Consider the following 12353-nt stretch of genomic DNA (forward strand, 5'->3'; position numbering starts at 1 on the left):
CACTCCCGGGATTCGCGGACGAAGCGGGCGGCTCCGTCCAAAGAGAACTGCGGGGTGGGTCCCGCGCCGGCGCGAAGAGCACGCAGGTGCGCGAGACCATCGTTCCGAATGCGGAAGCCGGATGCAAGGGCAGATGCACGTGCACGCGCCGGACCTGTCCACTCCCGTGACGGTTCTTGCTCATTTCTTCCTACGCATACTTACGGACTTCTTTTCCGGGGCGCCGGATTCCGTTACAGAACGAGTACGGGCCGATGCGTTTTGGTGGCAGACTGCGGCACCGGGGTACGGGGGCCCCGCCGAGGCACGCGCACACCACGCGCACACCATTTCGATGGGGAGGGCAGGACTAGTGACCGCAGAAGCCAGCGGTTCTGTGGTGCGCCGCATCCTCCTGGGCTCACAGCTCAGGCGACTCCGAGAATCCCGCGGCATCACCCGTGAGGCGGCCGGCTACTCGATCCGCGCATCCGAATCGAAGATCAGCCGCTTGGAGTTGGGAAGGGTGAGCTTCAAGGCCAGAGACGTGGAGGACCTCCTCACCCTCTACGGGGTCATGGACACCGCGGAGCGGGAGTCCCTCCTGGGGCTGGTCCGCGAGGCCAACGCGACGGGCTGGTGGCACAGTTACGGCGACGTGCTGCCCGGGTGGTTCCAGACCTACATCGGCCTGGAGGGTGCGGCCTCCCTCATCCGTATCTACGAAGTGCAGTTCGTGCACGGCCTGCTGCAGACCGAGGCCTACGCCCAGGCCGTCGTGCGCCGAGGCATGCCCGGCGCCGGCGCCGCCGAGATCGACCGCCGCGTCGCCCTGCGCCTGGAGCGCCAGAAGGTCCTGGTCTCCGAGAACGCCCCGGTCTTCCACGCCGTGCTCGACGAGGCCGCGCTGCGCCGCCCGTACGGCGACCGGGACGTGATGCGCGGTCAGCTCGAACATCTGATCGAAATCAGTCAGCGGCCCAACGTACGGCTCCAGGTGATGCCCTTCTCCTTCGGCGGCCACGCGGGCGAGAGCGGAGCCTTCACCCTGCTGCGCTTCCCCGAGTCCGACCTCCAGGACATCGTCTATCTGGAACAGCTCACCAGTGCGCTCTACCTGGACAAAGAAGAGGAAGTGGCGCAGTACGCACGGGCGATGGAGCGGCTCCAGGCCGACTGCCCGGACCCGGGGCAGACCCGTGATCTCCTGCGCGGACTGCTCCAACTGTCTTGAACCGCACGTACTATGACGTCTGATCAGTGCATGAAGATGACCGATCGGTCTCCGGTGCAGCGCAGGGGTGCGCGCTCGCAGTAAGGGATGGCATGTCCATATTCACCGACCTGGCTCACCAGTACATCGACGGCGAATGGCTGGCCGGCACCGGTTCGTGGGACATCATCGACGTCAACCCCTACAACGGGGAGAAGCTCGCTGCCATCACCGTGGCCTCGGTCGACCAGGTCGACCGGGCCTACCGCGCGGCCGAGCGGGCCCAGCGCGACTGGGCGGCCACCGGCCCGTACGCGAGACGCACCGTCCTCGAACGCGCCCTGCGCATCGCGGAGGAGCGCCAGAAGGAGATCGTCGAGGCGATGATCGACGAGCTCGGCGGGACCCGTCCCAAGGCCGAGTACGAGGTCCACCTCGCGATGCAGTTCATGCGCGAGGCGATCCAGCTGGCCGTCCGCCCCGACGGCCGCATCCTGCCCTCGCCGGTCGAGGGCAAGGAGAACCGGGTCCAGCGTCTCCCGGTCGGCGTGATCGCCGTGATCAGCCCCTTCAACTTCCCCTTCCTGGTGACCCTGAAGTCGGTCGCCCCCGCGCTGGCGCTGGGGAACGCGGTCGTGATCAAGCCGAACCAGAACGCCCCCGTGGCGGGCGGCGGGATCATCGCCAAGATCTTCGAGGACGCCGGCCTGCCGGCCGGACTGCTGAACGTGCTGGTCACGGACATCGCCGAGATAGGCGACGCGATCCTGACCCACCCCGTCCCCAAGGTCATCTCCTTCGCCGGCTCCGACCGCACCGGCCGGCACGTCGGCGCGGTCGCCGCCCGCCACTTCAAGCGGACCGTCCTCGAGCTGAGCGGCAACAGCGCCCTGGTCGTCCTCGACGACGCCGACGTCGACTACGCGGTGGACGCGGCCGTCTTCAGCCGCTTCGTCTTCCAGGGCCAGGTCTGTATGGCCGCCAACCGGATCCTTGTCGACGCCTCGCTGGCCGAGGAGTTCACCGAGAAGTTCACCGCCCGCGTGCGCGCCCTGAAGACCGGCGACCCCCGCGAGGCCGACACCCACATCGGCCCCCTGATCAACTCCTTCCAGGCCGACGCCCTGACCGCGCTGGTGGACCGCGCCGTGGAGTCCGGGGCGCGGGCCCTCGTACGGGGAACCACGCGCGGCAACCTGGTCGAGCCGACCGTCCTGGCCGGGCTCCCCGAGGACTCCCCGCTGCTGGGCCAGGAGATCTTCGGCCCCGTCGCCCTGCTGGTGGTCTTCGACGGGGAGGACGAGGCCGTACGCCTGACCAACGCCACCCCGTACGGGCTCAGCGGCGCGGTGCACACCCGCGACGTGGAGCGCGGGGTCCGCTTCGCCCGGCGCATCGAGACCGGCATGATCCACGTCAACGACTCCACCATCGGCGACGAGCCCCTCACGGCCTTCGGCGGCGAGAAGGCCTCGGGGCTGGGCCGGCTGGGCGGGGAGGCCACCGTGGAGGCCTTCACCACCCAGAAGTGGATCTCGGTCCAGCACGGCCGCACCCAGTTCCCCTTCTGACCGTTCTGGCCGTTCTGATTCCTCGACTCCGCCCCGGAGTTGCGGACAGAAGCTGACCGCAAGCCTTCGTAGTGTGTTCCTTGTCAGCGGGGGAGAGCCCCGCACAGGGCATGGAAGAGGCGGTTGGTCATGGCTCAGATTTCCGAAGAGGTCCCGGGCGACGAGCGCGGCACGCTGCTCACCTTCGTCGAGGCCCAGCGCCGGGCGATCCGCGAGACGCTGGAGGGGCTGACCGAGGAGCAGGCCGCGAGCCGCCCGAGCGCCAGCGAGCTGTCCCTGTCCGGGGTGCTCAAGCACGTGGCGGAGATGGAGCTCGGCTGGCTGCGGATGGCGCAGCAGCGGGAGAACGAGATCCTCGGCAGCCGGGAGAACTACGCCGACGGCTTCCGGCTGCTCGGCGACGAGACCGTCGCGGGGATGCTGGCCTTCTGGGACGGGGTCAGGGCGGAGACGGAGGCCTTCATCGCGGCCGTCCCCAGCCTGGACGACAGCTTCCCGCTGCCCCCGGCGCCGTGGTTCCCCGAGAACGGCAAGGTCTCGATGCGCTGGATGCTGCTGCACCTGGTCGAGGAGATCGCCCGGCACGCGGGCCACGCGGACATCATCCGCGAGTCCCTGGACGGCACCAAGGCGATGGGCTGACGGGCTGGCGGGCTGACGGGCTGGCGGGCTGGCGGGCTGGCCCCTCCCCGAAAATGGGGCTTGCACCTCACGTGGCGTGAGGAACCACAGTGGAGGGCGTACCCAACCAGAGGAGCGGAAAGCGATGGGCTACTCCGTGGGCCAGGTCGCCGGTTTCGCCGGAGTCACGGTGCGCACCCTGCACCACTACGACGAGATCGGGCTGCTCTCCCCGAGCGGCCGCAGCGGCGCGGGACACCGGCGTTACGACGACGCCGACCTGGACCGGCTGCAGCAGATCCTGTTCTACCGGGAGCTCGGCTTCCCGCTCGACGAGGTCGCGGTCCTGCTGGACGATCCGACATCGGACCCGAGGGAGCACCTGCGCCGGCAGCACGCCCTCCTGTCCGAGCGGATCGCCCGGCTCCAGCGGATGGCCGCGGCCGTTGAGCACGCCATGGAGGCGAAGAAGATGGGCATCAACCTCACGCCCGAGGAGCGGTTCGAGGTCTTCGGGGACAAGGACCCCGAGCAGTACGCCGAGGAGGCCGAGCAGCGCTGGGGCGGCACGGAGGCCTACGCGGAGTCCCAGCGGCGGGCCGCCACCTACACCAAGGACGACTGGAAGCGGATCATGGGCGAGGTCGACGCCTGGGGCGTGCGGTACGCGGCCCTGGTGGGGGCCGGCGAGCCGGCCGAGGGCGAGGCGGCCATGGACATGGCCGAGGAGCACCGGCTGCACATCACGAAGTGGTACTACGACTGCCCGTACGAGATGCACATCTGCCTGGGTGACATGTACGTCGCGGACGAGCGGTTCACGGCGTTCTACGAGGCGATGGCGCCCGGCCTCGCCGAGCACCTGCGGGACGCGATCACGGCGAACGCCCTGCGCAAGGCGTAGCCGAGCCCTTACCCATTCCGCCCCCTCCGGTCCCTGGAACCCGGTGGGGGCGGTGTGCGTTCATAATTGAGACCGCCTGCCATGTCGCGTCCCCCACCGCAGACGTCCCCCTGATCCAGGAGAGCCCGGAAACGTGGAACCCCTCTACACGCTTGCCCTCGGCCCCGAGTGGCTGTCGCCGGAGTACCTGATCGGGCACTTCGGCCTGATCGGCATCCTGGTCATCGTCTTCGCGGAATCGGGCTTCTTCGCGTTCCTGCCCGGCGACTCCCTGCTGTTCACGGCGGGCCTCTTCGTCGCCAGCGGCGACATCAGCCAGCCGCTGTGGCTGGTCTGCACGATGATCGCGGCCTCCGCGATCCTCGGCGACCAGGTCGGCTACCTGCTCGGCAAGTTCTTCGGCCCCAAGCTGTTCAACCGGCCGAACAGCAAGGTCTTCAAGAAGGAGAACCTGGACGCCGCGCACGACTTCATGGAGAAGCACGGCCCCAAGGCGATCGTGCTGGCCCGCTTCGTGCCGATCATCCGCACGTTCGCGCCCATGGTGGCCGGCGCCAGCGCGATGAAGTACCGGACCTTCCTGACCTTCAACGTCATCGGCGGCATCCTCTGGGGCGCGGGCGTCACCGTCCTCGGCTACCAGCTGGGCCAGTTCGAGGTCATCAAGAAGAACGTCGAGCCGATCTTCATCGGCATCGTCCTGATCTCGGTCATTCCGGTGATCTTCGAGGTGCTGAAGGCCCGCAAGAACAAGACTCAGGCCGCCGCGTCCCCCACGGCGCTCGGCAGCGCCCCCGAGGAGCCCCAGGCCCCCGGCCAGCGCGGCCGCCACGCCAAGCGCTGACAGCCCGCGCCAGGGCCCTCGTAGCCCGAGCCCTCGTACGCCCCGGAGACCGCGTGTCTCCGGGGCGTCGGCGTATCCGGCGTGGGCGGCCGTGCCGGCCGCGCCTCAGAAGCCGCGGGTCCGCTTCGCCGCGGCCCGGCGCTTGGCCGCGCTGCGCGCCCCCGGGATCCGCATGAAGAGCCGGGAGGTCTCGGAGCCCAGGTTCACTCCGATCGCGATCGCGAGTGCGATGGCGGCGGCGTTGGTGAGCGAGGCCAGCCCCGTGTCCAGCCGGTTCTCGGCGATCGAGAGCAGCCCGTAGTACGTGGCCGAACCCGGCAGCAGGGGCCCGATGGCCGCCGTCACGTACGGCAGGGCGGAGGCGAAGCGGTAGCGGGAGAAGAGCTGCCCGAACAGGCCGACCAGCCCGGCCGCGATGGCCGTGGACGGCACCGGCGGCAGCTCGGCGGCCCGCAGCGCGCCGAAGGTCACCCAGGCGACCCCGCCGTTGAGGGTCACGATCCACACCGTGGAGCGCTCCTGCTGGAGCAGGATCGCGAAGGTGAACACCAGCACCATCGAGGCGAGGATCTGGAGCACGGGCCGGTGGGGGATCTGGAGCACCTCGTCCGGGTTGGGCGAGGCGCCGAACTGGAGGCCCACGTAGATCACCACCAGTACGCCGACGATGATGCCGATGAACAGGTACATGACCTCCAGCAGGCGGGCGGAGGCGGTGATGTAGTAGCCGGTCAGCCCGTCCTGCACGGCCGCGACCAGGGCCCGTCCGGGCAGCAGGGCGAAGAGGCCGCCGGTGATCACGGCGGAGGCGCGGACGTCGAACTCGGCGATCTTCAGGGCCACCCCGATCGCCGCGGGCGGCATCGCGGCGACCACGAACTGGTAGAACTCCGGCAGCCCGCGGCCGGCGAAGTACCAGGCCAGGCGGTCGCCGAGGACGGCGCCGAGGGCGGCGCAGAAGAAGACGGTCACCCCGCCGCCGACCAGGGTGGAGGCGGCCCCCGCGAGCAGTCCGGCGGCGGCCGTGAGCACCCAGGTGGGGTAGGGGTGGCGGTTGCGGCGGATCTCGGCGAGCCGGCGGTAGGCCTCCTCCAGGGAGACCTCGATCTCGTGCGTGCTGATGTCGTCCACCAGCCGGAAGACGGCGGCGAGGCGGGTGTAGTCGGTGCCGCGGCGGCGCACGGTCCGGTTCGCGGAGACGGGGTCCCCCACCAGGGAGGGCTGGTGGGTGATCGACAGCAGGGTGAAGGTGACGGTCGGCTCGCAGCGGTCGAGCCCGTAGGAGCGGGCCACGGCGAACATCGCGGCCTCCACGTCCTCGGCGCCCTCGCCGCCCGCGAGCAGCAGCTCGCCGATGCGCAGGGTGAGGTCGAGCACGCGGCCCACGGCGGGGCCCGCCTCGCTCTGCTTCTGGAGCGGCTCGGGCACCGGGCGCACGTCCACCGGCATGCGCAGCATCGTGCGCATCCGGTCCTGCCAGGGGGAGGAGACGGGGAAGCCGGGGCCCGGGACGGGCGTGTGGGCGGACGGGGAGTGCTGGGCGCTGTAGGTGGCCGGGGTGGCGAAGGCGGAGCCCTCGGGCTCGGCGGGGGGCGTGGCCATGCCCTCGGGGCGGGCGAACTCCGAGGTCGGCTGGTCCTCGTCCGCGGGCTCCGGCTCCATCCCGGGCGGCGCGGTGAACGCGCTGCGCGCCTCGTCGGACGTGGGCTTCTTGTCCGCTGCCCCGTCGGCCTCCGCCACGCGTCCTCCAGCGCCCGTGATCACCTGCGGGTATCAGTATGCGGAATCGTTTCCTCCTCCGGCACACCCGGCCCGCCGACGGCAGCGGCGCCGCACCGGCCGCGCCCCCGAAAAGACGCAGCGGGCGGTACCCCCGTCGGGGGTACCGCCCGCTGTCATGCCAGGGAGCCCGGGGGAGACCCCGTAGGCCCGGTTATCGAGCGGCAGCTCAGTGGTGGCCGCCCTGCGCCTCGAGGCGCTTGTACGAGGCCTCGATCTCGGCCTCGGCCTCGGCGCGGCCGACCCAGTTCGCGCCCTCGACGGACTTGCCCGGCTCCAGGTCCTTGTAGACCTCGAAGAAGTGCTGGATCTCCAGGCGGTCGAACTCGGAGACGTGGTGGATGTCGCGCAGGTGCTCGACGCGCGGGTCCGAGGCCGGCACGCACAGCAGCTTGGCGTCGCCGCCCGCCTCGTCCGTCATGTTGAACATGCCGATCGCGCGGCACTTGATCAGGCAGCCCGGGAAGGTCGGCTCGTCAAGGATGACCAGCGCGTCCAGCGGGTCGCCGTCCTCGCCGAGGGTGTTCTCGACGAAGCCGTAGTCGGCCGGGTAGCTGGTCGAGGTGAAGAGGCGACGGTCCAGACGGATCCGGCCGGTCTCGTGGTCCACCTCGTACTTGTTCCGCGAACCCTTGGGGATCTCGATGGTGACGTCGAACTCCACGTCCTGCTCCTCCATGATCAGCTCCGGCTCGTGCCGAAGCTTGATTGCTTCGAGACGGCATTTGATTGACTACGCGCGCGTCCGGCCAGCCGCCCCCGGCGACCGCTGGGAGTACCCCCAGCCGGGTGGGGTGCCATGCTCGCGGCAAGACGCAGTGGTTAAGTGTCCCTCACGCATATGTGTGATCGCGAAAGGGGCTGGTCCGAGGTGCCATTGGCCAAGACGTGGCAGCTCATCGCGGGGTCGGCCGTCGCCGGCCTCGCCCTCTCGGCGGTGGCGGTGGCCGCCGCCGGTCCGTGGGACTCCGGCCAGCGTAAGGCCGAGCGGGACAGGGCCGCCTCCTGGGGCCGTACGGGTGGCGTAGATCACGCCGCCGGGGGCCTGCCGCAGGCCGCGCCCAGCGCCCCCGGCGTCCTGCCCGGCCTCGCCCCGCGCACCGCGAACGCCGCGAGCACCGGCGGCGCGCTGGCCGGCGCCCTCGGCCCGCTGCTCGCGGACCCCGCGCTCGGCACCGCACGCGGCGCCTCCGTGGTCGACATCGCGACGGGCCAGGTGCTGTACGAGTCCGGGGCGGGCGAGGCCATGACCCCCGCCTCCACCCTCAAGATCGCCACCGCGAGCGCCGCCCTGGCCGCCCTCGGCCCCGAGCACCGGATCCGGACCACCGTGGCCCCCGGAGCCGGCCCCGGGGAGATCGTCCTGGTCGGCGGCGGCGACCCCTCCCTCACCGCCAAGAAGAAGAGCCCCGCCGGCTCCGGCGGCAGCCTCGTGGCCCTCGCCGCCGACACCGCCCAGGCCCTCAAGGCCGCCGGCACCGACACCGTGACCCTCGGCTACGACGACTCCCTCTACACCGGCGCGGTCCTCCACCCCAACCCCGTCGGCCGCATCGGCAACATCGCCCCCGTCACCGCCCTCACCGCCGACGAGGGCCGCCCCGACGACTCCACCTCCGGGTACGTCGAACGCACCGACGACCCCTCCAAGGACACCGCCCGCGCCTTCGCCGGCCTGCTGCGCGACCGCGGCATCAAGGTGGGCGGCGAACCCGGCCGGGTGAAGGCCCCCGCCGGGACCCAGCCGCTGGCCACCACCCTCTCCACCCCCCTCGCCGGGCTCGTCGAGCGGATGCTGACCAACAGCGACAACGACATCGCCGAGGCCCTCGCCCGCCAGACCGCCCTCGCCGCAGGCCGGCCCGCGAGCTTCGAGGGCGGCGGACAGGCCGTCTCCGAGAAGCTGGCCTCCCTCGGCGTCGACCTCACCGGCTCCCGCTTCGCCGACGGCAGCGGCCTCAGCCACGACGACAAGGTCAGCACCCGCCTCCTGACGGGCCTGCTCGTCAAGGCCGCCGACCCGCGCCACCCCGAGCTGCGGCCGGTCCTCACCGGCCTGCCCGTCGCCGGCTTCACCGGGACCCTGCGCAGCCGCAACGCCGGCGCCTCCCCGGCAGCGGGCCTGGTGCGGGCCAAGACCGGCACCCTCACCGGGGCGAACTCCCTCGCCGGGACCGTCGTCGGCCCGTCCGGGCGCCTGCTCGCCTTCGCGTTCCTGACCGCGAAGGCCCCCGACAAGCTCCCCGCGGAGAAGGGCCTCGACAAACTGGCCGCCGCCGTCGCCACCACTTCGTAGCGCAGAGGGCCGCAAGGGGATCCGCCGCGGCGCGGGTCCACGTACGGTTGACGCATGACGAGCATCGGTGGTGCGGAGATGGTCGACTGGAACCTCGCGGTGGCGACCGCGACCCGGCTCGTACGGCCGGGTCCGGAAGTCAGCCGCGACGAGGCCCGGGCCGTGGTGGCGGAACTCCGCCGGCACGCCAGGACCTCCGAGGAGCACGTGCGCGCGTTCACCCGCATGATCCCCGAGGGCTCGCCCCTCCCCGACACCCCCGTCCTCGTCGTCGACCGGGCCGGCTGGGTCAAGGCCAACGTCGCCGGCTTCCGCGAGCTGCTCGGCCCACTGCTCGGCAAGATGCAGGACCGCCGCGCCGGCGCCCCCGGCGGCGCCGTCATCGGCGCGGTCGGCGGCAAGGTCACCGGCGTCGAGCTGGGCATGCTGCTCAGCTTCCTGGCCTCCCGGGTACTCGGCCAGTACGAGACCTTCGCGCCGGCCGGCCTCGACCTGCCGGGCAACCCCGCCACCGGCGGCCGGCTGCTGCTCGTCGCGCCCAACATCGTGCACGTGGAGCGCGAGCTGGAGGTCAGCCCGCACGACTTCCGGCTCTGGGTCTGCCTGCACGAGGAGACCCACCGCACCCAGTTCACCGCCGTCCCCTGGCTGCGCGCCCACCTGGAGGGCGAGATCCAGACCTTCCTCGGTGCCACCGAGATGGAGCCGGGGGCCGTCCTGGAACGGCTGCGCGAGGCCGTCCAGTCCTTCGCCGGAGCCCGCCCCGAAGCCGAGCGCGGCGACGAGGGCCGTTCGCTCGTCGAACTCGTCCAGACCCCCGAACAGCGCGAGGTGCTCGCCCGGCTCACCGCCGTCATGTCCCTGCTGGAGGGCCACGCCGACTTCGTCATGGACGGGGTCGGACCCGAGGTGGTCCCCTCCGTCGCCGAGATCCGGGAGAAGTTCCAGCAGCGCCGGGCCAGCGGCGCGGGCCGCCTCGACGCCGCCCTGCGCAAGCTCCTGGGCCTCGACGCCAAGCTGCGCCAGTACCGCGACGGCGAACGCTTCGTCCGCGCCGTCGTCGGCGAGGTCGGCATGGACGGCTTCAACCGCGTCTGGACCTCCCCGAACACACTGCCGACCAAGGCCGAGATCGCCAGCCCCGCGGACTGGGTGGCCCGCGTACACCGCAAGGGGGGCACGGGGAGCGAAGAAAGGTGAAGCAGGAGGCGTAAACATGTCTCACTGGGGGAAGCAGCATCACCCTTCCGAGGGACCGTGAGCCGTGGAAGGGCGTGCGATGCTCGGGGAACGGCTCGGCTCTGTCACCATCAACGCACTCTGAGTGACATTCCGCATCCTCCCCCGCGCAACACCCGAAGCCTCCGAGCATCCGAACTCCACGAAGGGCACCGGACATGGGTCCCCATCCTGCGGTCGCGGCGATACGCCTGGCGGTCCGCCGCGTACTCCACGACGTCCTCACCGACCTCGCCCGTCCCGCCGACCCCCGCACCCCGGCCGGCACCCCACCGCTCGTCCTCGTCGCCTGCTCCGGCGGCGCGGACTCCATGGCACTCGCCTCCGCCCTCGCTTTCGAGGCCCCCAAGCTCGGCATCCGCGCCGGCGGCATCACCGTCGACCACGGCCTCCAGGCCGGCTCGGACCTGCGCGCCGCGGAGGTCGTCTCCCGCATGACCGCGCTCCGCCTGGACCCGGTGGAGTCCGTCGCCGTGCGCGTCGGCCGCGACGGCGGACCCGAGGCCGCCGCCCGCGACGCCCGCTACGCCGCCCTGGACGAGGCCGCGGACCGGCTGGGAGCCTGCGCCGTGCTGCTCGGCCACACGCGGGACGACCAGGCCGAAACCGTCCTGCTGGGCCTCGCCCGCGGCTCCGGCATCCGCTCGCTCTCCGGCATGGCCGAAGTCTCCGGCGGACCCGGCCGCACCAACCGCTACCGGCGCCCCTTCCTCCAGGTGGACCGGCAGACCGCCCGCAAGGCCTGCATGGTCCAGTCCCTGCCCGTCTGGGACGACCCGCACAACATCGACCCCGCCTACACCCGCTCCCGGCTGCGCCACGAGGGACTGCCCGCCCTCGAGAAGGCGCTCGGCAAGGGAGTCGTGGAAGCGCTCGCCCGCACCGCCCAGCTCTCCCGGGACGACGCCGACGCCCTCGACGCCTGGGCCGCCGACGCCGAGGCCGGGGTCCGCGACGAAGACGGCCGCCTGGAGTGCGCCAAGCTGTACGCGCTGCCCCCGGCCGTCCGCCGCCGGGTACTGCGCCGGGCCGTCGTCGCGGCGGGCTCCCCCGCGGGTTCCCTCTTCGCCCGGCACATCGAGGAAGTCGACCGCCTCATCACCGGATGGCGGGGCCAGGGCGCCATCAATCTGCCCGGCCGCGTCGAGGCCCAGCGGCAGGGTGGCAGACTTGTCATCCGGCAGGGCTGATTGGTGCTGAAACACGGCTGAGTCCTCCGGGGTCACCCCCCGGAGCCCCGGCCGACAACGAAAGTGATGCGGGTGGACGAGAAGGACATGGGCAGCGACCTCCAGTCGGTGCTCATCACCAAGGAAGAGATCGACGCGAAGCTGGCCGAGCTGGCCGCGAAGATCGACGCGGAGTACGCGGGCAAGGACCTGCTCATCGTCGGTGTGCTCAAGGGCGCCGTGATGGTGATGGCGGACCTGGCGCGCGCCTTGTCCACCCCGCTCACCATGGACTGGATGGCGGTGTCCTCCTACGGCGCCGGGACCCAGTCCTCGGGCGTGGTGCGCATCCTCAAGGACCTGGACACCGACATCAAGGACAAGCACGTCCTGATCGTCGAGGACATCATCGACTCCGGCCTGACCCTGTCCTGGCTGCTGTCGAACCTGGGCTCCCGCCAGCCGGCCTCCCTCAAGGTCGTCACGCTGCTGCGCAAGCCCGAGGCCGCCAAGGTCGCCATCGACGTCGAGTGGGTCGGCTTCGACATCCCGAACGAGTTCGTCGTCGGCTACGGCCTCGACTACGCGGAGAAGTACCGCAACCTGCCGTTCGTCGGCACGCTCGCCCCGCACGTCTACGGCGGCTGACGACCCGAGTCGTCGCCGACCCCGTAGATATCGCCCCCGGGGGAACCTGGGGGCGGTTCCCGCCGTTGGAGCATGCGAAGGCGGGTCTGT

The 12353-nt window shown here is 71.4% G+C and carries 10 protein-coding genes and 1 pseudogene; 9 read left to right on the forward strand and 2 right to left on the reverse strand.

Features of this window, described 5'->3' with window-relative positions; genetic code table 11:
* Positions 1 to 334 precede the first annotated feature (334 nt).
* The 5 genes and pseudogenes from OOK34_RS14085 to OOK34_RS14105 all read left to right on the forward strand — a co-directional run.
* A complete protein-coding gene (locus OOK34_RS14085; protein ID WP_267034211.1) occupies positions 335 to 1213 on the forward strand; it encodes a helix-turn-helix transcriptional regulator in 879 nt (292 codons plus the stop codon).
* 92 nt (positions 1214 to 1305) lie between these two features.
* A complete protein-coding gene (locus OOK34_RS14090) occupies positions 1306 to 2763 on the forward strand; it encodes an aldehyde dehydrogenase family protein (protein WP_267034212.1) in 1458 nt (485 codons plus the stop codon).
* A 129-nt stretch (positions 2764 to 2892) separates the two neighbouring features.
* The gene (locus tag OOK34_RS14095) at positions 2893 to 3405 is read left to right on the forward strand and encodes a DinB family protein (RefSeq protein WP_267034213.1); all 513 of its coding nucleotides are present in this window, start codon (positions 2893 to 2895) and stop codon (positions 3403 to 3405) included.
* Between the two features lie 124 nt (positions 3406 to 3529).
* Positions 3530 to 4288 (forward strand): MerR family transcriptional regulator, encoded by a 759-nt coding sequence (locus tag OOK34_RS14100; protein WP_267034214.1) that lies wholly within the window; start codon positions 3530 to 3532, stop codon positions 4286 to 4288.
* A 133-nt stretch (positions 4289 to 4421) separates the two neighbouring features.
* Positions 4422 to 5057: pseudogene (locus OOK34_RS14105) on the forward strand (DedA family protein); the annotation flags it as partial.
* 180 nt (positions 5058 to 5237) lie between these two features.
* On the opposite strand, the gene OOK34_RS14110 reads toward OOK34_RS14105, so the two are convergent.
* Both OOK34_RS14110 and OOK34_RS14115 read right to left on the reverse strand, forming a co-directional pair.
* On the reverse strand, positions 5238 to 6872 hold the full coding sequence (locus OOK34_RS14110) for a threonine/serine exporter ThrE family protein (protein ID WP_267034216.1): 1635 nt from the start codon (positions 6870 to 6872) through the stop codon (positions 5238 to 5240).
* Between the two features lie 208 nt (positions 6873 to 7080).
* Positions 7081 to 7575: an inorganic diphosphatase gene (locus OOK34_RS14115; RefSeq protein WP_266672831.1), complete on the reverse strand. Its 495-nt coding sequence runs from the start codon at positions 7573 to 7575 to the stop codon at positions 7081 to 7083.
* Between the two features lie 207 nt (positions 7576 to 7782).
* Here OOK34_RS14115 and dacB point away from each other — a divergent pair, with 207 nt between their 5' ends.
* The 4 genes from dacB to hpt all read left to right on the forward strand — a co-directional run bounded on the left by dacB (position 7783) and on the right by hpt (position 12263).
* Entirely contained in the window at positions 7783 to 9207 is a 1425-nt protein-coding gene (gene dacB / locus OOK34_RS14120) for a D-alanyl-D-alanine carboxypeptidase/D-alanyl-D-alanine-endopeptidase (RefSeq protein WP_267034217.1), read from the forward strand.
* A gap of 54 nt (positions 9208 to 9261) precedes the next feature.
* A complete protein-coding gene (locus tag OOK34_RS14125) occupies positions 9262 to 10407 on the forward strand; it encodes a zinc-dependent metalloprotease (RefSeq protein WP_267034218.1) in 1146 nt (381 codons plus the stop codon).
* Between the two features lie 197 nt (positions 10408 to 10604).
* A complete protein-coding gene (tilS, locus tag OOK34_RS14130) occupies positions 10605 to 11636 on the forward strand; it encodes a tRNA lysidine(34) synthetase TilS (protein ID WP_267034219.1) in 1032 nt (343 codons plus the stop codon).
* Positions 11637 to 11702: 66 nt separating this feature from the next.
* A complete protein-coding gene (gene hpt, locus OOK34_RS14135) occupies positions 11703 to 12263 on the forward strand; it encodes a hypoxanthine phosphoribosyltransferase (protein ID WP_267034220.1) in 561 nt (186 codons plus the stop codon).
* Positions 12264 to 12353: the final 90 nt, after the last annotated feature.

This window comes from Streptomyces sp. NBC_00091, assembly GCF_026343185.1.
Classification (GTDB): domain Bacteria; phylum Actinomycetota; class Actinomycetes; order Streptomycetales; family Streptomycetaceae; genus Streptomyces.